The following is a 24388-nucleotide window of genomic DNA, read 5'->3' as shown; positions in this document are numbered from 1 at the left end:
TATTAAATTTCGAACACTTGTTCTGTAACATTAGTTTGCCTTTTATTATAAACAATATTATTTTCCTTTTCAACAAAGTTGAAGGAATTTTCTGAAAAATATAATACCAAGAATCCACAAGGCACTGTTCTTATCCGTAATAAATTTATAAATATAAAAACCAAAGACCAATGACGGATACATATCTTTCCCCCACCCCCATTCTTACGTCGGCTATACTTGGACATCCCCTTCCGCACGCCAATGCTTAAAATGATATTACCATCGATGTTTTCCCTCCCAGGAAATCGGATGTTTCGTATTTTATCATAAGCGAATAGAAAAAATGCTACTACCATTAACTGCATTTATCCTTAATTTAAATAAAAAAGTTCGTAGATTAGGCTTATTATTAAACATTTAAAATAACTTTTGGGTTTTAAAAATTTTATGAGGCAATTCAAAAAAGGTAAAGTTTCTCCCTTCTTTATTTTTCATTTGACATGTATTTTTAAGTTTGTCATTTGCAACTGCAATTACTTCGAGAAATTTTAAAATGAACATTTCCAAATTAAATACCTCGTATACCTGTTTTTGAATAATCCCCTTTCGGTAACAAAAAATAACGTAAAAGTTTCTTTGGGGGCAAGAGAATGAAGTCAAATGATTCAGAACTAAAAGATTTTTGTAAGAAATTTGAGGCTTTAAGTGTAAAAAAGAAAAAAAGATGCCTTTACTTATATTCGCAAACATATGTTATCCCTTGCTGTGGATGATGAATTATTTGGGACGGTAATTGACCCCAAATTTTATAAATGGTTGGAAAAATCATTAATTGACTCATTGACTCTCCATGGAGATGAACAACTTGTAATAGAGGTAAAAACGGTTGGGGGTGTAGAGCATAAGATTGCAAATAGATATTTAAAAAAACCTACGAGATGGGAGGTTTCAGATCCAAAGGAATTTAGACAACCACTAGCTTATCTTATGGATGAGATTTATTGGCGTACGGGGGTAGTGATAACAAATTTAAAAGATCGGTTAGATGTAAAAAGTAAAAAAGAAATATATCAAAAGATTGGCGATGCTATGGGGTACACGGCCGATGCAATAAAGAAGCAGATTAGTGGAAAAAAAACAAAAAGTATAAAAGCTGAATTGATTGTATTCTTGGAACAAGAATTTAACGTTCACAGGGATCAGATTTTAGGCCCTATAAGGATTATAAATTATGCATTTGACAACGACCCAAACTTACATGACCTCTATCGAGACATTGACAATATCGCAGCAAAAGATACTTATATTGAGAAAGATTTGAGAATTCTGTTAAATGCACTAATAAACAGATTACAAAAATATATACCAAATCAAACATCAGATGAAAATGCTCGATTGGAACTTGATAAAAAATTATCAATAGAAATTGCAAAAATTACCAAATGTTTGTCAAGCAATAACTAAAAAAGGGAAAAACTTTACCCTTTTTGTCACGTCTAAAAATTTTTTGTTGTTCCTCCACCCCCTCATTGTTTTTTGATTTTAAAGCAATTAGCATTGATTTTTAAACACTTTGTCGTTTATAATGAAGAAAAAAGAACATATGTTTGCCTATTTATAGTCGACTCGTGATAAACTTTAAAACATCACATATTTTAGGAGGTTCAAAACATGGAAAACAAAATTTAAAGCACTGGATATGCTGCAAAACTGGGTTAACACTTCAGCCAAAAAGATATATAGTTTCCCCCTCCCTACTTCAAATCTTTTTAAGTGGGAAGGTTTTAGAAAAGGGCTAAAAAACAACATGAAAAAAGCACATACTCACTAAAAAACATCACGAATACATAATTTAGGAATTGCCCTTTAGCATTGGGAGCTTCATTTTTATCTTACAAACAATTGATAAATGGAGTGAGGCAATGGACGAAGTTACAGATAACATTATTGAATTAATGGATCCCAACGAAAACGTAGAATTCGTAAAAGTTTCCGTTTACATTGATTGGGCTGTTATTAATGGAAAAAAGGAACAAAAACAGTTTTTTGTGATTGGGCTAAAGGACTTAGAAACGAATATGGCAATCATACACAAAATTTCAGATTTTATCGTTTCTTATTGGTGGTATAGAAAACCTAACACACAAAAAAAACATGTTGAGAACATTGTTGTGTTTTTGAATTGGGTGATATTGAATCGAAGACGTTTAAAAGTAAAGAGTTTTTCGGACTTAACTCTTGATATTGGGGTGATGTTTTTAAATAGTTTTGTAGACAAAAATATCGCTCCTGGGACTGTAAGGTCATATGAACGAACTCTCAAACTCTTCTATCTATACTTGGCCAAAAAGGACATCATCGAGGGTCTATCACCTGAGCAATTTGTTAAAAAAGAGGGACCATGGGGATCTTACTTTGAATCGCCTTTTGAAAATGTGTACTACCCTAGACAAAGAAAAGTCAACCGAGAACACTTAATCCCGCTGCGGTACATCCCTCTCTTTTTAGAAATTGCTATCTTAGAGGCAAAACCCATTGCATTTGGCATTTATATGCTTATGTTTGGCGGACTTAGGCCATCAGAAGCCTTAAATGTCAAAAGGGCTCAGCTCGCAAGAAAAGTAAAAGATGGTTCGTTCATGGTGGATCTTAAGGACCAAAATTTTCGTACGGATTTACAAAATTCATCGGGCGGAGGTTATGTAAAAAAGCCGAGAAGCCAAGTCATTTTCCAAATTCATGATTGGGGTCATATTCTGTTCCGTGAACATTGCGAATTGTATAAACCAACTGATGGTTCTGGGGCTTTATTTGTAAATGCTAATGGAAAGGCCATGACATCTGCGAGCTTCTATCAATATTTTAAAAAAGTTAAAAGAGTATTCCTTGATGTATTAAAACATTCGGATTATTCAACAGCACAAGATAAACTTGTGGCCAATGCCTTAGAAAGTAGAAATTGGAACGCTCACATCGGACGGGGTACTTTTACAAATCTTTTAGCTGAGGAAGTGGATAATCCTTATGATCTTGCCTTTTTAAGGGGCGATAAAAGCTTGTTTTCATCGTTGGATTATTTGGTTGGAACCACCCGCTTTAGGGATAAGATGAATGAAAAATTTAGGTCCATGCATGAGGAGTACATCCCTCGATTGATCGAACGTAAAAAATAAATTATTAAAGGAGTAGATTTATATGGAGAAAGAACAAAAAAGAGATTTAAAGGAACACGTCGTAAAACAACCACATGGTAAGGAACCAACCATTTTACGTGGCGATCGCTCGGTTTCATCATCGGATGCTTATTCTTCCCTCCTTGCTAGCTTCAAATCAAATAAGTTAATTGTTCCGCTTGATACGAAGGAGTAGGTCCATTTGGAAGAGCCATCAAAAACATTTATAGCCGAAGAGATTTGGCAAATTTTAAAAGAAAAGGGTGTCAATATTTTTAATATTATTAATACCCTCTATATCTTCCTCAAAAAACTTCGTGACGCAGGATTTATAAAAGGCAAACGAAGAAAAATTGCTTACCTTTATGATGAACAGGAATTACAAATCATCATAAATGAAATAAGGAAGGTCTATACCACTTTTGATAACGGTTATACCGCAGAAGAACTGTTTGAACATTTTTCTTCTAAACAATTATTGGATATTGTAATTCACAATTTCCGTAACAAACTAAAAGCTCTTAGGGATCATGGAACAATCAAGTATACAAAGATTGGAAATATATTTATTTATGACCCATCCTCCATAAATATAATTGAAGGAATGCTGTTTAACAGAACTTTGGTGATTTCTTCATCCCAAGACTTACTAAGTGCAGCTGATATGTGGCGGAAGGCAAAAGAGGAAAATCTTACTCGAATGAATATCGATGAATTCACCTTATTTATTGACAAGTTAAGAAAGGCAAAAGAAATCATCAAAGTTCGAGCCCAAACAGCATCCTTTTATTCTCAATCTGATTACGAAGTTGTGAAGAAAAAATTAGATGAGTTAAAGGATTATTTAAGTGTCTCGGAAGTTTGGGAAGAGTTGAAAAACAAAGGATTACCCCTCGATTTGGACCAGCTTCCTACATTAATACGTTATTTAAGGAAGCAAAAAAGAATTGAGGTAAAGCAGTTTAATTCGAGCTATTTTTTAACTAAGGGTCAATATGAAAATTTGGAGAATTACATTAGGGAAAACAGCCTTCACCTTGACGAGGATAGCATCACGAGTGATTTTTATGATGTTATTGAAGCGGCTAAATTGTTGAATTATTCTTCCACGTATATTCGAGACTTATGTAATGACGGAAGGCTTATAGGTGCGTTGAAATATAAAAACAATTGGATGATTCCCAGGAGTTCAATCCAAACCTATAAGGTTGATAATGAGAGCCCTGAGTATTTAATTCCCCGTGAGCTCGCTGCTCAAATTGACCAACAAGACCATTATATTATTCACAGGATTAAAAACGGAGAAATAAAGGCAATCGAGATTAATAAAAGATATTATATTCCTCTTGATGAAGCACAAAAGTATCTACAAAAATATAGTCAGATGGTGGCAGAGTACACGAAACAGACGGCTCTTGCTGAGCTTGATGAGTACTTTGAAAGTTTAAAAAGTACTATACCAGTTGAAACACATAACCTATTTAAAAATTGGTCATCAAAAAAAATTACTGACTCAGGTGGCCGAGCTGGTACCTTAAAGGATATATATCTTGATTCAAAACGTTTATATAACTACTTGTTAACAAAGTGTAATGGTATTGAGGTTTTCGATTTTGATGAAATAAAATTGTTATCAATTGTAAATGACGACAATGCCAGTCAAACCATAAGAAAGAATTTCGTCTATTTCAACAAATATGTTTTAGCAAAAAAAGGAATTGTAAAATCTAAAGTCCTTGTTGTGGATGAAGGAAATAAAGAGAGGAAAGAAGTAGAGAAAGAAATCTATACCCCAGAAATTTATGATGCCTATTACCGAAACGTCCAAAAAGTAGATACACACACCTTAAATGCGGTCGAGGACCAAAAATACGCCAATATGTGGGTTTATGTCATTATGCTTTTGACTAACATTTGGAGAGGTAATGATATTATTTGGGAAATGCCTGAAGTTGACATCGATTCAATTAATGTGACTTCATTTAACTTTTTTAAATCGAGTACCCTTTCAACTACACAGGTCCAAACAGTAATAAATGACATGTATTTAAAACTGGAGGGTTCTGTTGCAAGTAAAAATAAAGCAGAACTACGTTTTTACGTCGACCCAACCTTAGATGTTTGTTTTGCGACTGCTCTAGTGATTTCTGAAATTCACAGACGCAAATACAAGGGAAAGCAAAAACATAAATCCCTGTTACTCGGTTCTTTTCTTTTAGGATATAGGGGGCAAGCCATTGATACAACAGGTTCTGATGATCACCTTAAATTTTTTGGTAAAGAAACGTCTTTAATGAATTTTAAAAGCTTAGTCATGAACCGTAGCACCGCCTTATACCTTTTTCATCATATCCTTGAGGAAGATGGAGAAGATTCTGACCAAGCACTTGAGATGGTTAAAAAGTCTCGCTCACATAAAAAAAGCGAAACAACGGCCATTTATGTTGAATCAAAAAACAGAGATGGTTCCATTAATAGAGTATCATTAACACTCTTTCGACGTGGCCATTTTGGGTGGCTCTACAATTCTATTGTGAAATTGGCAACTCAAGATGATTCCAAAAATCATAATTTGGAAAAGCGGACGGAGTTAATCAGAAAAATTCGAGAATCAAAAACTCCTTTAGAAATCGAAAAATGGAGTGGCTTTCTACTTGATCATTCCAGAATAATGTACGAGTCAACCATCATGAAACTCATCAAAATGCCAAAAAATGATTTGCTTTACCTTCTTTATAAAATATTTAGAGGTGAAATGCCATCCAAGGAGAGAGAAGGTCAATGTTTAACCTACCCCGCTTGCGAATTTAAACAGAGAAAATCTTGTTTTGGTTGCTTTAACTTTATTCCGCAACAAATGGTTTTAATTGAAGCTGCTAACCAATTACGGTCAAGAGTTAAAAAGCTTCGGGATTCCCATATGTACGATGCCATTAGGATAAGGGAATCTATGTTTATTGACAATTTATTATTTATTTTATCAGAAGCCAAACAGTTTCTAGGTAAAGAAAAATTAAATGCATTTATTTTGGAGAGTGAAGTGATAGAGTTATTGGATAGTGTCGGGGAACAATATCTTACCAGCGAGGAAATTGAGATTATGCTAAACCAACAAAGCCATCATGCATTAATAGAACGGTAGGGATGCTGCTAATGGAAAATAGGAAATCAATTGAAATCGGTTCTATCAAGCTATCTTTTGTTGAAAAAGTAACTTATCAATCATTAAATGTGGATTCATTTCAGGAAAAATTCCAGGAATTAAAGGATGGCAGTTACATAATTGCGGATTCCTTCGATTCGAATACATGGAAATTAACAAATAAAACAAGCGAAGAACTACAAACTGTAGTATTTGATGTAGGATTATATCCAGAAATCAATAACTCATTAAAGTGCTTTGTAGTTATGGCAAGGCACTCAGGCCTGTCCCCTCAGCATACCAAAAGAAACCAGTATCTTGTTAAGGAATTAGCTTGGATAACAAAAGGTTTTACTGACATTGAAATTTTTGAATCACACTTGGATGAGATTAGTAGAAAAGCTATCTTCTATGATGTTATGTCTGCGTTCCAAAAATTCGTCGATTTTTACTCTTTTCCTCAAAAGGAAGCTTTTTTGGAGAAGGTATCTTTATTTAATAAGAAAGAGTACACCGTTAGGGACCTCCCCCCTTTCCGTGATGTTTTTATTTTTGAAGATGTAATGAATCACTATTCCCAAATGAACAGTGATGAATTTTTAAAGTTAAAGTACTATCCTGTGGAACTGTGGTGGTATTTAACCAATATCATTGCCATGCGGCCTAATGAATTTTTAAGAATACGTATGGATTGCTTGGATCCAAAAAGTGATGGGACTTTTTGGATTACTATCCCTCGCACAAAATTAAAAAGTAGAGGTCCAGAACAGGAATTTTGGGAACAGCCCCTTCAAATTGATGAAAAAATATATCGTTTCTTCAGGGAATATATTTTTCAGTTGGAAATACTGGGGATTGAGAGTGCATTCTTATTCCCACAAGAACTATATAAACTTACTCATCCAAGAGCAAAAAATGATTATGAAAGAATTTCAAATCATCAATTTGATGATTTACTTAAATCCTTTTTTATCGAGATTGTAAATTAAAAGTACGAACAACGTGAAATCACAAGAATTAAACCTGGCGACACTCGGCACTTTGCCATAATGAATATGTTTTTCCAAGGGTTTAATATGTTATCCATTGCCAGAATGGCAGGACATTCAAGGATTGACCAGCCATCACATTATTATAGCCATATCCCTGAGCTATCTGACTCATTTGCTTATCATTTGGCCAATACTCGGCCATATGAAATTAGTATAAATAAAATCTTGCCTGGAGGTTTGTTAGGCTTACGAAGGGAGGCTTATGATAGAGGCCAAAAATATAAATATTTGGACACATCTAATTTGCGGAGAGTTGATTATGGTTTCTGTGAAGATGTTGAAGGTTTCCCAACAAATTGTGGAGAGGACTGCCGCCCCTGTGGATTTTATGCCTTTTTACCTTCGGTTAACGAAGAACAAGAAGGTTTAGTATGGCTTGAAGATTTTTCGAACGAAACGAAACGAAAAATGGATGAACAAATCGATTATTTAAATTCCTTGTATGGGACGATTTCTAAAGAAAAGAACAAGTATAGCGAAAATGAAATTAAATGGGCATCAAAAAAACTCCAGCAATATATGGATCAAAAGCTTATGGTGGATCTAAAAATATTAAGGGGGTATTACGAAAATGGAACAAGCAAAATCAATTAAAGGAAGACCTGTACGATATTCAGACAATGAGTTAAAGGAAAAAGCTTTTCATTTGAAATACGAACTTAGAGGGCTAAACTCACCTACCTCTTGCTGGAAAAACACACTGGAATCAGCAAAAGCGTATATCGTCGAAGGTTCTCTGATTTTATTGAGAAGTTGAACTCTTATGATTTAAAAAAATAAGCTTAAAATTGTACGACGAATAGTTAACCTTAAAAGGGAGAACTAAAATTATGGAACAGTTACAGGAAAAAGCAAACCGAGGGGCACCACGGCAATATACAGACCAAGAATTGATGCAAATTGCTTTTGATGTGAAACACAAAAAATTAAAAGGTGCGAAAGTCACTTACCTTTTGTTGGAAAAACATACGAGGATCAGCAGAAATACCTTTAAACGAAGGATTGGGGAATATATTGAATCAATTAATAAACCAATCGGCAGAAAAGTTGAGCTCCATGACCGTGATCCAGTGTACTTCCCTTCTATCGATGAAATGTTTGAAATATATAAGGATAAAAACTTATTGATGGAAAAGCTACATGAGTTTGAAATGATGTTTTTTGACTTATACACTGATTATGAAAAGCTTAAAGAAGGCTCAGATAAAGAAAATGAGCTGGAGCAAACCATAGAAAGTTTAAAAAAGGAATTGGCAGCGGAAAAAGAAAATGCCCGAAATCATGAAAGGTTGTACAAGCAAGCTGTGGTTTCAAGTACCTTTGAAGAAAAAAGAAGGTCCTTAAATATCAAAGACAACTTGCTCAAGTTCGAAAACAAAAAAGAAGATTTGGATTTAACAAATTTAAATACGCACTTTGAAATAGCAGAAGAACCTGATGTTGAACTGGATGCTAAACTGAATGAAGATTCAAAAAAAAATCTGAAGAAATTCAAACGTTATTCCAATCTCATTGATGAAGAATAGAATATTTCTGTTAAAGTTTTAGTTAAAATGATAGCTTGGTGTATGCGTCAAAACACCAAGCTATTTTTTCGTACAAAGTGTTCCTACTGTCCCAATTCCCTCTTATTATCTAAGGTTCTCACCAATCACTATGGTCACAGCAGATTTATAATTCGACCTAGTATCTTTTTTATGAAGAAAAATTTAAGGCTAGTCCGTCTATCCCCTTTAAGCATGTCCAAGCAATATATTTTCTATCGCAGGGTTATCTCCATCGCATGGTGCAGAGCATAACTAATTTTACCTCTTTTCATTACTTTATTTCTATATAGTCCTGTTAATGTAGATTTATAAGCAGAAGAAGAAAGACCGACAATTGCTCGGCCTTTTTGTATACCTTATTAGCCTTTCTTGCTCTTTAACAACGGTGTGTTTTTAGCACATTCTGTAATTAGTTACTAAATTGAATACAGTTCATGAAAATTATTAATTATTTTCCGCATGCATAAGCATGTTCTTTCGAAAGAAACGATTAAAAGATACCCCAATTAATGCTTGATTGTTTAACGCCATCTTCGTTAATGAGTTGAGTTTGCTTGTAAAGGTAAGACTTACCTTCTGTCTCAGTCTGAAGAACTGTCATGACCATTCCCACTTAAAATTTATCAAACTAGTGGACTACATTAAGTTAGAAGTTCCTCTACAGTTCACCTATCCTTTCTAAAGTCGATTTAAAGGTTTTCTAGATGTTCTATTTAATTAATTGTTCGATTTCAAAAAGTTATATTAAAAAAATTTATTATGTTTTCATTTTCAAACATCTGGGTGACGATTTATAAAATTTCTATGATTTATGTACACTATGAATTTTTATATTAGGATTTAAGTACATGCTTTATTTAAGTACAGGTACATATTTTGGGTGTGAACCCAATAGTGTCAACGCATGGAGCCCTAAAATAATTTGTGTACATAGCGTAATTATTAAGATACTATACCGTCTCCAACAAGATTCCCTTTTATCTTTTTGATGCCTCGCTTTTGAATGTCCTCAGCCATTTTATCAAAATCAGATATCAATAGGGTTGGGTCACCCTTCCCCTTTAAATACAGATTCCCATGGAGTACTTTCTTTTTCACTAAGCCATCCGTATGGATCTCCGTCGTGAAGGTGTGGTCTTCTCCGAGGATAGTAAGGGCGGCTGCAGCTGTTAATAGTTTCATATTGGAAGCAGGTCTTAAGCGGACGTCGCCTTGGGAGGCATAGATGATTTTTCCGTCCTCAGCGGTACGAATGCTTATGCCGGCAATTGCTCCTTTTAACTCAGGTTCGTTATTTATTAGGTGATTTATCTGCTGAGCCATATTTTCCATGGCGGATGCTTTTATAGAAGGAACGAATGCTGCGAGCACCGTAATGAAGATGAGGGTGTAATATTTAAGTCTGTTAATCAAGCTTTGGTTCCAGCCTTTCCTTTTTTCTAAGAGTTTGTCCGAAAATAACAAATAATATCATCGATGGTTTTTTTATTGGACAACCGCAAAATTTCCAATTTTTGTCTAAATGAACAAAACCCATGGAAAATGGCACAAAAACTGGTGAAAATGACACAAAACTATCCCAAAATGGCACAAAACCCCTTCAAAATAGCACAAAGACAAAATTCACCCGCAACACTGTCAAGAATAAAGTGTAATTTTATACGATTCTCTTCACCACATGGATATTTTTACTAAGATAAGCCCAATTTTGGGGTGCCGGCAAGCTAATTTGCCAAAAAGTCGTCCCAGCTAATTGATACCTATCAATTAACCTATACTTTTCTATAAAACTCCTAATATCTTCAAACCATACCACATGCTCCTCACTACCCTGCCAGTAGCGAAACCAAGGTGCCCTAGCCGTGATATCAAACTCGATGTTCTCAGGCAGTGATATCGCTTTATTTTGAGCAGCAAGTACCGAAAAGGCTTGGGTTGCATTCGTACCAACAACCTTGTCATACCCATATAACGCCACGGCGATTTGCAGTTTACGAGAATTAATTTGTGTCACCGAGTATTGAATCACTTGCTCCAGCCACGGAATCGGGGCAATCGGATCGGGTGGCCCCCCCGGGTAGCCATAATCCATGGTCATCACCGCCACGATATCAGCCACATTGCCAATCGACGCATAATCATAAGCACCAATGATTCGATTCGTTGGAATATCAGCTGTTTTGGCGTGAACATTTACTTGTAAAATAAGCCCGTCTAAGCTGCGCTTTAATTCTGTTAAAAATAAATTGAAATCATTTCGTCTTGCCGGTGGAATAAATTCAAAATCGATACTGACGCCACCGAACCCTCTTTGCCTGGTTAAGTTGACCAAGCTCGCTACCAAATTTCCCCGATAGGCTGGATTTTCCAGGACACGCCCTGCCAACTCCGCGCTGAAATCATTTCCGGCAAGATTTCGGACCATCAATAATGGGATGATCTTCAATTGATTACTTCTCGCAACCAGGGCTGCATCCTCGCTCACATTAAACGCATAGCCTTCCTCTGTGAACGAATAAGCGACAATCGCTAAATAGGTTAATCGGTTAGCTAAACTATTAATTGTGGCAAGGTTTGCACTCTCAGATGATGGCACTAAAAACCCTAGTGTTACGAGAGATAATCTTATTGGAGTGGGAACATTTATGATTTGGCCAATTACGAGTAGGTTGGGATTAATCCCTGGATTTGCAGCGAGAATAACCGAAGGATTGACCCTAAATTGTTGAGCCAGCTGCCAGATGTGATCGCCTGCTTTAATTTGATAGTAGCGGAGTGGAGGCAAGATATCCGGAAGATAAAGTGCAAGACCCGGGACGATGGAACTTGCTGAAGGTAACCCATTTAGCTCTACAATCGTTTGAATTGAAACCCCATACCTAGTGGATATCGCCCACAAATTTTCACCTGAGATTACAACATGAACAGCCATTTTCTCACACTCCTTCATTACTATCATATGGGCGAATGATGATAAATTATTACACATAGAAAAACGAACTTGCCGGCTAACAAGTACGTTTCCCTATTCCTATAGTCGCGGGTCAATCGGATCCGATTCAAGCGACAGAACACCTAACACACATTCATGGTAGCGCTCCAATGACTCTCTTCTAACAAAACGATTTACCGCTTCTACACCTAAAGCAAATTCTTTTAGGGCATTTCGTTGTTTCTTACCTGCATTTCGCCGCTTAAGACGGGAAAGATTTTCTGGTTGTAAATAGTCGATGCCGTAGATAATATGAAGATACTTTAGGCCTCTTACTTTAATGGCAGGCTGTATAAGTTTGCCTTTATGACGTGCCACATAAGACTCGGGTTTTACAACAAAGCCTACATGTCCATCCTCCGTCATTTCTTCCCACCATTCGATGGCCGATTTCATGGAGTCTTCATCGTTAACTATTCGATATTCCGTTTCCACGAACAAATCTGATAGGACGCTGAATTCTTTGTTTTTCTCCATATGCCACGTGTGCGGTTTATCGAAAAAGGTTTCATTACTGTGGGCAAGTGTATGAAAAGGGGCAATTTGAATGCCTGCTAAACCTTCCGTTTCCCAGCAATACTTTTGATACACTTCGTTAAACACCTGGGCATTTTGAATCTTCTCAGCCGTTTCTTCGAGCCATCCTAATACATCCCTGCCGTTTTCGGCCGCTTTCTCCAGCTGTTCCTTTAATTTACTGCGATCAAGCAATGCCATCTCACCAACATGAGCATATTGATTCATAATTAATTCTTTTGCTTTTAGATTCCACGGAAGGATCTCAGCGTCCATCAGGACAAAATCAGTGTTGTATTTTTCAAAATAACCACTCAAGTCAATATTTAATACTTGTAATATTTGTTCTTCCAGTTCTTTTTTGAAAAAGGCCCGGCCAGTCCGCGTGTATATCAATCCTAATGTTTCCCTGCCAATATACTCTTTAGCGGTTTCTTTATTTTTAAAAAGAAACAAAATGCCGCGGCTGCCCATATGCTTTTTCTCGACAACCATCGAGTCAACACCATTCGCCTGATAGTATTCAAATGCTTCAATCGGATGCTCTAAGTATCCTGCTAAACTCGATGGTTTCGGTGTCGGGCTCATCGTAGGCGGAAGATAGACAATCTCCTCAATCGGCAATGTGTAATGGGAAAGGTCATCCAGTGCTGATTTCGTACTATCCGCATAAATTGCAATCTCTCCATATAGTTCCGTTAATACCGAATATCCTTCTAAAAATTTTGCGATATTGGGCGGTGCCAGCCTTTTACTTTCCAATACCTTTAATGGATTGTCCGGCACATTTGCATAATCGGCTTTCGCTTTGACAGAAACAAATTTCCTTTCCGGAAAACAATATGCTGTTAGGTTGCCACCAAAAACGACTCCTTGGTCAATATTGAGGGTGTTATTAACCAATAATGGCTGCGTCCTAGGATCATGCCCCCAGAGAATAAGTTCACTGGACTGATGAGCAATTGACCAATCTTTTCGGACGGGTTTGCCGTTTTCGTCAAGGCCATCCGAGTCTCCGTACCGACAGAAATCGGAAATGCGCGGCGATTGTTTGCCGATATAATGGTCTTTGATTCCTGCATGGACTGCAACAGCGACGTTGACTCCATTTTTCTGGATAATGTAATGTGATTTAGCCTCTAACAGCATGTCTCTTATTTGTTCCTTTAAACGATCGGCCTCATCCTTACCAAATTTACCTTCATACTCATCAAATTCAGCCTTTACATTTTCATCACCATGAGCAAGCGTAACATTCTTACCGTCAAGCCAGCGGGCGATTTTCCAACCATGATTACTGTCAATCATATAGGCAAGTCCTGCTGCTACATGCTTTTGAAAAAATTGCAGCGTCTCGATCGAACGAGGTCCCCTACTCATCACATCCCCAAGGGAAAGGATTTTCCGCCCTTCTGGATGGATAAAATAACCCTCTTCATTTTCTATATAACCAAGCTTTGACAGGATTTCGCTAAACTCTTCAAAGCAACCGTGAATATCCCCAATAAAATCAATGCCATTGCCAACATCAATTAGTAATGGATTACCAAGTCGGTTCACATTTAAGACTTGCAATTCTTCATCACCGAATATGTAGCATCGCCGAAAGCCCTCCTTTTTAATGGAGCGCAGCGTCTTCTTGAAATGTTGGTATTGCTGCTTGATACGGTTTTTACCTCTTGGGAAATCCCTCTCTAAGTCACGTCTGAGTAATTCAGTTTCTGCCAAATTCAGCACGATTGCAATGGCCGGAACATGATACCTCTTAGCCATTTGCAGGTATTTTTCACGTTCGTAATCACGTAAATGAGTAGCATCGATAAATGTTAATTTATTGAGGCGGCAACGTTTGGCAATGATATAATCCATCGCTTCAAAAGCTTCTTTTGAAATTTTTTGGTATTCATTAAAAAGAGCATCTGCTTCATATTTAGGTCGCCGATTCCAATCAATAAATTCAACATCGCTAACTAAAACACGGAACTGATCGGAACTTACTACTTCCGATGCATAAATCTGTTGTTCTTGCATTAATTGATTTATTAAAGTCGTTTTACCCGAATTGGACGGGCCTACAAGTAAGACGATACCCGCATGAGGCAAATTAATTTTCGCCATCATCCCTCCTCCCTTCTGAAAATAACCATTTGAGTAGGATGCCCGTATAGTTGATTTTCTTCACCAATGCCTTTATAACTTACTTGGTATGGATAGATTTTTGTCAAAGCTTCCATCTTTTGGTGAAGCTGTGCCCTTGTCCATTCAAAGCGATGATCGTGGTGTCTCATTTCCTCATTCATATCATAGACAACATTGTATTCTTGGTTAGGCGTGGTCACGATCAACACTTCTGGTCGATAGTCTTTAAAAATCGTCTCGAATACCCTTGTTAACCGGTATTCATCAATATGTTCAATCACTTCACATAAAACCATGACATCCTTGTTACTCAACCGTTCATCATAATAAAATAACGATCCTGCCAAGGACTTGGGTTCTACAAATCCACGTTTCGCCTTTGCATAGTCGAATCGTTCCAATGCCTTTAACCGAGCTTTATTCGATGGTTCAACAGAAAGTATCTCTTGCACCCCTTTAATAAATCCCAGCTGAACAGATAACTTCCCTTCACCAGCACCAAAGTCAACAATGGTGGCTTTTTTTTGCAGGGCCTCAATATTTTTAATAATCGCTTCGTAACGAAGGTCATTTAAACGGATTCTCGGAGGTTCATGCTTCTCATTGATTTTCGTCTCTTTTTCATAGAATCTTGACTGAGAAATCACCTTTTGAAACCGTAACGAACGTTTTAAAATCAGCGCCTTTTGTGGATGTTCCTCTAACCATCCTTCCCCGTAGCGGTCCAACTTTTCCAATTCTCTTTCGTCAATAAAATAATGCTTATAGTTATCAATAACGGGAATTAAAATCGAAATATGTTTAAGTGCATTCTGGAGCGTTTGTTTCCCTAACAGGGTAATAAATCGGGCAGAGCTTTTTTCGCGAATAAAACTTTCCCCGTATTCCATCTTGATGGTGTAACCCATTGGAGCAAATAACGCTTCAAGTTCCCTAATGCTTAAATCAGTAGCAATCGGTCCAAAGGTTAATTCCATTTCAAAGGAATGCTCGACCCATGAAGCATATTCCTCTGCTGGTTTCCCATTCAGTGCAGTTCCCAGCGCTTTACGAATCGAGGAAACAAAAATACTGCTTGCCGCAAACTCGCGGTCATTTATGTAATGGGTAATATCAAAAGAATCAGGTGAGTTTTTCACTAGTTCAATTGGATCCGTTTTAACATAGATTAAAAACTGTACTTCCTCGCTTGAAAAAGTCGGGTAGACCAGACGGACAGTCAACCCTTTCTCTCCACGCTCATATAGATTATTCGGATTTTTAGCTATAAGGTAAGAAACCGCTTCAACACCAGGGCCTCTTACTGTTAATGATAGTTGCATCTTTTTCACTTCACTTTCATGGAACGAATTATCAGAGTTTTATTTTAACATATTTACATTAATTTGATTTTAATTGAAGAATAACCCGGGTTCCTAAGTTTAGAACACCGGGTTATTCTTAATATTCATCATATCGATATCTTCTAGTCTTCGCTGCATAACAGGCCTCACAAGTAGGAAAAGAATGATCCCATGGTAGCTTCTTTCCACAGGTTTTGCATTTTTTAACGAATTTATTTATATCCGTCTTTAAGCGGTCCTGCACTTTATCGCTGACCTCTTCTCTTAGCCGCTCCCAATAGATTGCTGTCGTTCGCTCTCCTAGTCGATATAAAAATAACAAATGAAGTCCAATTGCTTTGTAACTGAGTTCTAATTCCTCCAAGCTTCGTTCCTTTACAATCGGTTCTGGGAGTTCTCTCCCATGGATAATGGCATACATTTTTTCTTCCCATTGCTTCGTTAATACTGGTTCATTTTTTGAAAAAGGCAGATGTAAAAATCCATAAAGGTCCATTAAGGATAAACGTGCTTCAATTTCAGTACCTGCTACCATTTGATACAACGACTTTTCCTCGGCAAGGGAAGCTTTTTTCGTTCCGTTTGGACTTTCAAATTTCCCCCATAATTCAAAAAATGTACCTAAGTCGTGATAATAGCGTTGAAAGCGTTCAAAAACTGAATTGGTTGGTGCAATTGCAAAGGTATGAACAGGCTCATCCTCCTGCAAAAGCAAGTTTCTCATTTTTCTGATATCACTAGTAAAGGCCACTTTGCCAATATTGTAAATACCTTTTCGACCCGCACGTCCAGCAATTTGCTTCACTTCTTGTGATGTCAGCAGTCGTCGTCTAGTTCCATCAAACTTATCATTTTCTAAAAAAACAATCCGTCGAATTGGCAGATTTAAGCCCATTCCAATCGCATCTGTAGCAACGATGACTTTTGTTTTTCCAGTGTTGAATTGCTGAATTTGCTTTTTTCTTGTTTCTGGCGGCATGCTGCCGTAGATCATGCTGACAGTATGTCCGTCATTTTGCAGTCGTGAGGCGGTTTCAAGAACTCGCCTTCGTGAAAAACAAATCAGCGCATCGCCTTTTTTAATGTGTTTAATATGAAACTCCTTCGTTTCAACCTCAAGAGGAGTATCACGACTGTATTCATGAACTTCGATAATGGAATTACCTAAAAGCTGGAGCAGCATGGTTTTTGAATTCCTGCTGCCTATGATATGGACTTCCTCTGCATTAGCTTTCGTGATTGCCTTATACCAGGAAAAACCACGGTCTTTATCGGTAATCATTTGTGCTTCATCAATGACGATTATTTCATAAAACTCTTTTTCGTGAAACATTTCCACGGTGCAGGAAGTATGATTTGCACCTGGGGTGATTTTTTCCTCCTCCCCAGTTTTTAAGGAACACGGCGTCCCCTCAGCGTTTAATTTATCAAATACCTCAAGTGCTAATAATCGAAGCGGCGCTAAATATAACCCGCTATAAGCATCTTTCATTCTTTCTAGCGCATGATGGGTTTTCCCTGTATTGGTTTCGCCAATGTGCAAGACATAACGGACCTGACGTTGTAACGAAGGGTCGTATTCCGTTGCAAAGATTTCCTTCATCATCCGCTCTTCTTCTGCTTTTTTCCGCTCGAGTTCTTCTTGCGCTTCTTTTTGTTTTTGCTCGCGCGATTGGAAGTCTTTTTCAAAAATTTCTTTATGAACCTTTGCATCAAAAGGTATTTCTGACAAACGTATTAAGTCTGATAGGTATTCAGCTTGGATATCCTCAATAAAATAACCCTCGACATCATAAAGAACCTGAGCAATGCTGCCCTTAACGAAGGATGCCGATAGTTTCTCAAGAAAGGTTTTATGAAAATCATCCTTAACCTTTTCAGAAAGCTGCTCTAATATTTTTTCCGGAATAAGCTCAGACAAATAGTCAGCAATTAAGCTTTCATAAACGAAAAAATAGGTTTGATATTCATAAAAACTCCTGCCCCAATTCAAAGTTTTATGGATATCCCCTGTCAGTTCTTCAAAAAAGGTGGCAACAGTTGTATAGACTGAGGGGTTAAAATGGCCTTCATCCACTAATTTTTCTTCTAATGCAAAGGTATCAACCGATTGAAACTTTACATTATTTTGTAGGTCAGCAACTAGTTGTATGGCAACGAAGTAACGAACATATAAATAAAACAGCTCATATTGTTCTTCCAAGATTCCAACAGCGGCATCTTCAATCTCACTTCTAATCAATTGCTTCTGTTCTTCAAGCTGTTTTTGTTCTTCTCGTTTTATAAAATTAACCTTCGCCGCCTGATACTGTTTCTCCCACTCTTGTTCTTTACCTAAAAATGTTTCATGAACCCACCCCATCGTATCAAAGACATGATAGGTTCGCATTTCATCCCTAAATAACTTGTTAATTAGTTTTTTGTCTATTCCCTGTACCTCGAAGCCTTTATCAGTTAAATATTGCTTTTTTTCATTCCTTGGAACATCATTGGTCGACTTATTCAGCCAAACATTGGTCCAAATTTGCTCAACATAATGGCTTCTGTCAGTTAGGTATTGTTCAATGGTTGGCAGTGTTTCCATCGTTTCGAAATAATGGTTAATATCTTCATACACTTTCAATTTTGTATGTTCTATCGCTTGAGGGTATATAGTGGTTAATTTATTCATGGATTTCCCTCCATTTCTATAAAATGGTTTATTATATCCATTCTATCACAAAATAAAAAACCGAACAAGCATTCGGTTTTAAAGTTGATGCTGGCTGCAATATTGATCAACCAGGTCTTCGATTTGATCCAGTTCAGGAAACTTCCCTGAAAAGTGGAATTTAATTTCCTCGATGAAGTTATCCTGATTATATACATGAATGGCCCCATTTTGTTGAATGACACTAAATTCTGGTACAAATCGATAACCGCTGCGTTCAATAGCCCCCATTGTAAGTCCCCTTTAAAATAATTTTTTATAGTATTTGCATAAAATGGGCGTCTATCCAATTACATCACAATAAAAAAGGGATGGTGCATGCTGCAACATCCCTTGTTCTTCCTTTATGCTGTTGTAAAAACTTCTTGTTTATTTTGTTCATGTCGAATGGTTGCTTGTGCTGCAGCCAAACGTGCTAGTGGTACCCGGTATGGTGAACAACTGACATAATCTAGGCCGGTTTTGTAGCAGAATTCAATCGAGCTCTTTTCTCCGCCATGCTCGCCGCAAATACCTGTTTTTAAGGACGGTTTTGTTCCACGGCCAAGCTTCACCCCTGTTTCAACAAGCTTACCTACGCCTTCTTGATCAAGGACAGCAAACGGATTATCCGGAAGCACTTTATTTTCAATGTAAGCTTGCAGGAACTTGCCTTCCGCATCATCACGGCTGTAACCAAATGTTGTTTGTGTTAAATCATTGGTCCCAAACGAAAAGAAATCAGCTTCCTCGGCAATTTTATCTGCAGTTAAAGCAGCACGCGGAATTTCAATCATGGTTCCAATCGTGTACTTGAATCTTTTTCCAGTTTCCTCCTGGACAAGTAATGCCGCATCGATCACCAATTTACGCATATCCTTTAATTCATTCACATGACCGACCAAAGGAATCATGATTTCTGGTTGTACTTCGATGCCTTTATCAGCGAGCTTAGCGGCTGCATAGAAAATGGCTTTTGCTTGCATTTCATAAATTTCCGGGTAAATCATCCCAAGGCGGCAGCCACGGTGACCAAGCATAGGGTTAAACTCATCTAATTGGCGGACCTTTTTCAGCAATTGCTCTTTTTTCTTCAATTCTGGTGATTGTGGATCTAAAATCTGAAGCTTCGTTACTTCCACTAACAGTTCCTCTTTATCCGGTAAGAATTCATGTAAGGGTGGATCTAGTAAACGGATAGTGACAGGTAATCCTTGCATAACTTCGAAGATTCCTTCAAAGTCCCCTTGCTGCATGGGCAATAACAGGTTCAAAGCTTCCATTCTCTCATTATAAGTTTCAGCAAGAATCATTTTTTGCACGGTTGGAATCCGTTTTAAATCCATAAACATATGTTCAGTACGACATAAGCCAATTCCGCCTGCACCAAATTCAAATGCCTTTTTTGCATCTTCTGGGTTATCTGCATTGGCACGGACCCCTAATTTACGCTCTTGGTCTGCCCATGCAAGCAACATTTGAAACTCATCCGAAAGTTCTGGGTCAATCATTGGAATCTCCCCAAGCATAATTTCACCCGTAGAGCCATCAATCGTTATGATATCTCCATAATTAATAACTGTCTCACCAATTGTAAATTGTTTAGCTTTCAGATCTATCTTTAATGCTTCACATCCGCAAATACACGCTTTCCCCATACCACGCGCGACAACTGCAGCGTGGCTTGTCATGCCGCCTCGGCTTGTCAGTATTGCTTGCGATGCAACGATACCATGGATATCATCTGGAGTGGTTTCAGGACGAACAAGAATTACTTTTTTTCCATCATTATTTAATTGCTCTGCTTCATCGGCATCAAAAACGACTTGACCTGTCGCAGCACCTGGTGATGCTGGCAAGCCTTTAGCTAAAACTCTTTTCTCAAATTTGTCGTCAATCCTGCGATGCAGCAGTTGATCTAATTGTTCCGGGTCAACACGTAGCAAGGCCGTCTTTTTATCAATGATTCCTTCTTCGAACATTTCCACGGCGATTCGAATCGCTGCCTGCGCTGTTCTTTTTCCATTACGGGTTTGCAGGATAAATAGCTTACCACCTTCAACCGTAAATTCGATATCTTGCATTTCTTCGTAATGCTGTTCCAAGCGCTTGCAAGTATCAGTGAATTGCTTATATACTCCTGGCATTTCATCTTTTAAAGTAGCGATTGGCTGTGGAGTACGAATCCCTGCCACTACATCTTCCCCTTGGGCATTGATTAAGTATTCACCGTAAAGGACATGCTCACCAGTCGATGGATTTCTTGTGAATGCTACGCCTGTGCCTGAATCATTCCCCATGTTGCCAAACACCATACTTTGAATATTTACAGCTGTTCCTAAATGGTCAGCAATTTTGTTAAGGCGACGGTAGACTATCGCACGCTGATTATTCCAAGAGTTAAAGACTGCATGAATCGCAAGGAATAGCTGCTCTTTTGGATCTTGCGGGAAATCCTTTCGTTTATGCTTTTTGACTATACCTTTATAGCCAATAATCACTTCTTTCCAATCATCAGCACTCATTTCTGGGTCAGAGGAATAGCCTTTTTCCTCGCGTATTTCTTCTAATAATTGTTCAAAGTAGTAGGTATCGATATCTAGTACAACATTACTAAACATCTGTATGAAACGACGGTAGGAATCATAAGCAAACCGTGGATTATTGGTTAATTCTGCTACTCCGATAACGGTTTCATCATTCATTCCAAGATTCAAGATGGTATCCATCATGCCAGGCATGGAGAAAACAGAACCAGAACGTACGGAAACGAGCAAAGGATTTTTTGGGTCGCCAAGCTTTTTGCCCATTTTTTCTTCAAGACGGGTTAGAGCCTCTAAAGTCTGGACTTCAACAAAGGTTGGAATGGTTTTGCTAGCTTCATAGAATGCATTGCAAGCCTGTGTAGTGATTGTAAAACCATACGGAACCGGAAGACCAATACGCGTCATTTCCGCTAGGTTTGCCCCTTTTCCCCCAAGTAACCCCTTCATATTGCCATTTCCTTCATGAAATAAATAAACGAATTTTTCCATTATTAGTAGCTCCTCTCTTTTTTTAACACGTCTAAAATTAAGCCAGCTGTTTCTTCAACAGCTTTATTTGATACATCAATAACAGGACAGCCTAATCGCTTCATTACTTTTTCAGCATGATCAAGTTCCTCAAGAATTCGCCCAAAGCTTGCATAGTTAGCCTGTGAGGCTAACCCTAAAGCCTTTAGACGTTCCTTGCGAATTTCGTTTAATTTATCTGGTGATATTATTAATCCAATACAATTCTTACGGGGTATTTCGAATAATTCATCTGGCGGTGGCACCTCTGGAACCAAAGGAACATTGGCCACTTTAAATCGTTTATGTGCTAAGTACATAGACAAAGGGGTCTTAGATGTACGTGAGATACCGACTAGAACAATATCCGCCTTTTTGATCCCTCTTGGGTCACGCCCATCATCATACTTAACTGCAAATTCAATTGCTTCAATTTTCCGGAAGTATTCTTCGTCCAATTTTCTCATCAATCCAGGTCGATGGTGCGGCTGTTTATTGAAGCTTATTTCAAACGCATTCATCAATGGACTTAGTAAATCTACAGCAAAAATGCTTTCTTCTTTTGCACGTCGATCTAAATACTCTTTTAATGATGGAATAACGATCGTATAGGCAATAATCGTCCGTCCCTTTTTTGCTAGTAAAATGATATCTTCAATATCTTCAAAATCATCCACATAGGAATTACGGCGAATTTCTACCTGCCCGCCATTAAATTGTGTTGCCACCGCCTTTACTACAAACTCAGCTGTTTCACCTACTGAGTCAGATACAACATAGACAACTTCTTTCTGTACCAAAATGGCAGCCACTCTCCTTAGTTTGAATTGTTTTCCATGATTTCTAAATATGCCCGCGTTATGGTGGTTTTGGTGATTCTTCCTACCAGCAAATATGTACTTCTTTGCTCCTCTATTTCCTTAACAACTGGTAAAGAATCAATGCGATTATGGATCATCTTTTTGGCTGCTTCGAGCAAGGTCTCTTCAGGATTAATTGTAATAATATTTGGCATTCTAGTCATGATGACACTGACAGGCAATTCATTTAGATTTTGATTTCCTAGTGATGCTCTGAGCAAATCCTTACGGGAAACAACCCCTGCTAGATGTCCTTTTGTATCAACCGCATAAAGTGTGCCCACATCCTCTAAAAAGAGCTGCACGATCGCATCATACACGGAGGTTGATTTCTCAACGACAATTGGATGGGCTTTATAATCCGTTACCTTTTGGTGGATAAACCTTTTAGCCTGTTGCTTTGCTTCAAAGCTTTCATTAAAAAAATAACCTACTCGCGGCCTTGCATCTAAGTTACCTGACATCGTTAAAATGGCAAGATCGGGTCTTAGTGCAGCTCTTGTTAATGAAAGCTTCTCTGCGATGTCTTTTCCTGTAATGGGCCCGTTTTGTTTAACAATCTGGAGGATTTCATCCTGACGTTTAGATAATTTAATAATTACCCCCCCCTTATCTACATTAAATATGTTATATTCAATAGATTCATTATAAATGTGTTATACTTATTTGTATATAGTATATTACATTATGTTATAAACCGAAACAATAAGTTTTATTTTTTTACAAAATATTAAACTATTTTTTTAATAAGGAGCCCAAACAAGTTAATCCCGCCGCATGCGACGAAAGAGGCAAAATAAAAAAAGGCAAAAAAAATTCCAAGCATATACTTGGAATTTTTTTTGCCTTTTTGACAGGGGCAGTAGGAATTGAACCCACACTGAAGGTTTTGGAGACCTTAGTTCTACCTTTAAACTATGCCCCTAAACATGGTGGAGGGGGACGGATTCGAACCGCCGAACCCGGAGGGAGCGGATTTACAGTCCGCAGCGTTTAGCCACTTCGCTACCCCTCCACATATAAAAAATAATAAAACTGGAGGAGGAAGAGGGATTCGAACCCCCGCGCGGTGTTACCCGCCTGTCGGTTTTCAAGACCGATCCCTTCAGCCAAACTTGGGTATTCCTCCATGGAAAAAGAAAATCATATAATAGTATTTTGGTAGCGGCGAAGGGAGTCGAACCCCCGACCTTTCGGGTATGAACCGAGCGCTCTAGCCAGCTGAGCTACACCGCCAAAAAAATTATATTATTAAGGTGGAGTCTAGGGGGATCGAACCCCTGACCTCCTGCGTGCAAAGCAGGCGCTCTCCCAGCTGAGCTAAGACCCCAAAATATTCTGCAATAAAGAATGGTCGGGAAGACAGGATTCGAACCTGCGACCCCTTGGTCCCAAACCAAGTGCTCTACCAAGCTGAGCTACTTCCCGATAATATGACGCACTGGGCGCTATATTTGATGTGTTAAATTACCTTCGATAAAGCATGGTGCCGAGGACCGGAATCGAACCGGTACGGTAGTCACCTACCGCAGGATTTTAAGTCCTGTGCGTCTGCCAGTTCCGCCACCCCGGCTAAAACAATTGGAGCGGAAGACGGGATTCGAACCCGCGACCCCCACCTTGGCAAGGTGATGTTCTACCACTGAACTACTTCCGCATATATGGATGTTTTTTTCTAACGCAAAAAACTATGGTGCGGGTGAAGGGAGTCGAACCCCCACGCCTTGCGGCGCCAGATCCTAAGTCTGGTGCGTCTGCCAATTCCGCCACACCCGCATAGTAAAAGAAAAATGGTGGAGGATGACGGGCTCGAACCGCCGACCCTCTGCTTGTAAGGCAGATGCTCTCCCAGCTGAGCTAATCCTCCATATATAATACCGCCTGGCAACGTCCTACTCTC

At 38.1% G+C, this 24388-nt stretch carries 17 protein-coding genes and 10 tRNA genes; 8 read left to right on the top strand and 19 right to left on the bottom strand.

What is annotated here, in order from left to right; translation table 11 throughout:
• Positions 1–747 precede the first annotated feature (747 nt).
• The 8 genes from J7E66_RS08245 to J7E66_RS08210 all read left to right on the top strand — a co-directional run bounded on the left by J7E66_RS08245 (position 748) and on the right by J7E66_RS08210 (position 8875).
• Positions 748–1446: a hypothetical protein gene (locus J7E66_RS08245; protein ID WP_214999070.1), complete on the top strand. Its 699-nt coding sequence runs from the start codon at positions 748–750 to the stop codon at positions 1444–1446.
• Positions 1447–1904: 458 nt separating this feature from the next.
• Positions 1905–3155 (top strand): hypothetical protein, encoded by a 1251-nt coding sequence (locus tag J7E66_RS08240; RefSeq protein WP_251032834.1) that lies wholly within the window; start codon positions 1905–1907, stop codon positions 3153–3155.
• A 22-nt stretch (positions 3156–3177) separates the two neighbouring features.
• The gene (locus J7E66_RS08235; protein ID WP_214999068.1) at positions 3178–3351 is read left to right on the top strand and encodes a hypothetical protein; all 174 of its coding nucleotides are present in this window, start codon (positions 3178–3180) and stop codon (positions 3349–3351) included.
• 6 nt (positions 3352–3357) lie between these two features.
• Positions 3358–6297, top strand: a complete 2940-nt coding sequence (locus tag J7E66_RS08230; RefSeq protein ID WP_214999066.1) for a helix-turn-helix domain-containing protein — start codon at positions 3358–3360, stop codon at positions 6295–6297.
• An 11-nt stretch (positions 6298–6308) separates the two neighbouring features.
• The gene (locus J7E66_RS08225) at positions 6309–7286 is read left to right on the top strand and encodes a hypothetical protein (RefSeq protein WP_214999064.1); all 978 of its coding nucleotides are present in this window, start codon (positions 6309–6311) and stop codon (positions 7284–7286) included.
• Between the two features lie 87 nt (positions 7287–7373).
• Positions 7374–7943, top strand: coding sequence for a hypothetical protein (locus J7E66_RS08220; protein WP_214999062.1), 570 nt, complete (start codon positions 7374–7376; stop codon positions 7941–7943).
• Positions 7921–8106 (top strand): hypothetical protein, encoded by a 186-nt coding sequence (locus tag J7E66_RS08215; protein WP_214999060.1) that lies wholly within the window; start codon positions 7921–7923, stop codon positions 8104–8106. The genes J7E66_RS08220 and J7E66_RS08215 overlap by 23 nt, the downstream gene beginning before the upstream one ends.
• Before the next feature lie 73 nt (positions 8107–8179).
• Positions 8180–8875, top strand: a complete 696-nt coding sequence (locus J7E66_RS08210; protein WP_214999058.1) for a hypothetical protein — start codon at positions 8180–8182, stop codon at positions 8873–8875.
• Between the two features lie 963 nt (positions 8876–9838).
• On the opposite strand, the gene dacB is transcribed toward J7E66_RS08210, so the two are convergent.
• From dacB to J7E66_RS08115, 19 genes are all read right to left on the bottom strand, one after another.
• Complete coding sequence (gene dacB / locus J7E66_RS08205; RefSeq protein ID WP_251032833.1) at positions 9839–10309, bottom strand: D-alanyl-D-alanine carboxypeptidase/D-alanyl-D-alanine endopeptidase; 471 nt, start codon at positions 10307–10309, stop codon at positions 9839–9841.
• 244 nt (positions 10310–10553) lie between these two features.
• Positions 10554–11828 (bottom strand): LysM peptidoglycan-binding domain-containing protein, encoded by a 1275-nt coding sequence (locus J7E66_RS08200; protein WP_214999056.1) that lies wholly within the window; start codon positions 11826–11828, stop codon positions 10554–10556.
• Positions 11829–11927: 99 nt separating this feature from the next.
• Positions 11928–14522 carry a polynucleotide kinase-phosphatase gene (locus J7E66_RS08195; protein ID WP_214999054.1) on the bottom strand — a complete coding sequence of 865 codons (2595 nt, stop codon included), beginning with the start codon at positions 14520–14522 and terminating at the stop codon, positions 11928–11930.
• Positions 14522–15865: a methyltransferase domain-containing protein gene (locus tag J7E66_RS08190; RefSeq protein WP_214999053.1), complete on the bottom strand. Its 1344-nt coding sequence runs from the start codon at positions 15863–15865 to the stop codon at positions 14522–14524. Before J7E66_RS08190 ends, J7E66_RS08195 begins: the two co-directional genes overlap by 1 nt.
• Positions 15866–15983: 118 nt before the next feature.
• On the bottom strand, positions 15984–18557 hold the full coding sequence (locus J7E66_RS08185; protein WP_214999051.1) for a DEAD/DEAH box helicase: 2574 nt from the start codon (positions 18555–18557) through the stop codon (positions 15984–15986).
• Positions 18558–18635: 78 nt separating this feature from the next.
• Entirely contained in the window at positions 18636–18827 is a 192-nt protein-coding gene (locus tag J7E66_RS08180) for a YbxH family protein (RefSeq protein WP_168244672.1), read from the bottom strand.
• 113 nt (positions 18828–18940) lie between these two features.
• On the bottom strand, positions 18941–21610 hold the full coding sequence (gene ppdK / locus J7E66_RS08175; protein WP_214999049.1) for a pyruvate, phosphate dikinase: 2670 nt from the start codon (positions 21608–21610) through the stop codon (positions 18941–18943).
• A 2-nt stretch (positions 21611–21612) separates the two neighbouring features.
• Positions 21613–22428 carry a pyruvate, water dikinase regulatory protein gene (locus J7E66_RS08170; protein WP_214999047.1) on the bottom strand — a complete coding sequence of 272 codons (816 nt, stop codon included), beginning with the start codon at positions 22426–22428 and terminating at the stop codon, positions 21613–21615.
• 17 nt (positions 22429–22445) lie between these two features.
• Positions 22446–23087 carry a transcriptional regulator CcpN gene (gene ccpN, locus J7E66_RS08165; protein ID WP_214999222.1) on the bottom strand — a complete coding sequence of 214 codons (642 nt, stop codon included), beginning with the start codon at positions 23085–23087 and terminating at the stop codon, positions 22446–22448.
• A 255-nt stretch (positions 23088–23342) separates the two neighbouring features.
• A tRNA-Trp gene (locus tag J7E66_RS08160) sits at positions 23343–23413 on the bottom strand.
• A 5-nt stretch (positions 23414–23418) separates the two neighbouring features.
• Positions 23419–23503, bottom strand: a tRNA-Tyr gene (locus J7E66_RS08155).
• 21 nt (positions 23504–23524) lie between these two features.
• Positions 23525–23617, bottom strand: a tRNA-Ser gene (locus J7E66_RS08150).
• A gap of 30 nt (positions 23618–23647) precedes the next feature.
• Positions 23648–23724, bottom strand: a tRNA-Met gene (locus tag J7E66_RS08145).
• 21 nt (positions 23725–23745) lie between these two features.
• A tRNA-Ala gene (locus tag J7E66_RS08140) sits at positions 23746–23818 on the bottom strand.
• A 21-nt stretch (positions 23819–23839) separates the two neighbouring features.
• Positions 23840–23916, bottom strand: a tRNA-Pro gene (locus J7E66_RS08135).
• 56 nt (positions 23917–23972) lie between these two features.
• Positions 23973–24061: transfer RNA gene (locus J7E66_RS08130), tRNA-Leu, on the bottom strand.
• Positions 24062–24070: 9 nt separating this feature from the next.
• Positions 24071–24145: transfer RNA gene (locus J7E66_RS08125), tRNA-Gly, on the bottom strand.
• A gap of 34 nt (positions 24146–24179) precedes the next feature.
• Positions 24180–24264, bottom strand: a tRNA-Leu gene (locus J7E66_RS08120).
• A gap of 15 nt (positions 24265–24279) precedes the next feature.
• A tRNA-Val gene (locus J7E66_RS08115) sits at positions 24280–24355 on the bottom strand.
• Positions 24356–24388 lie beyond the last annotated feature (33 nt).

Source organism: Bacillus sp. ISL-7, from assembly GCF_018613065.1.
Note: the sequence above shows the minus strand (reverse complement) of the source record. Positions and strands in the feature narration are given on the sequence as shown.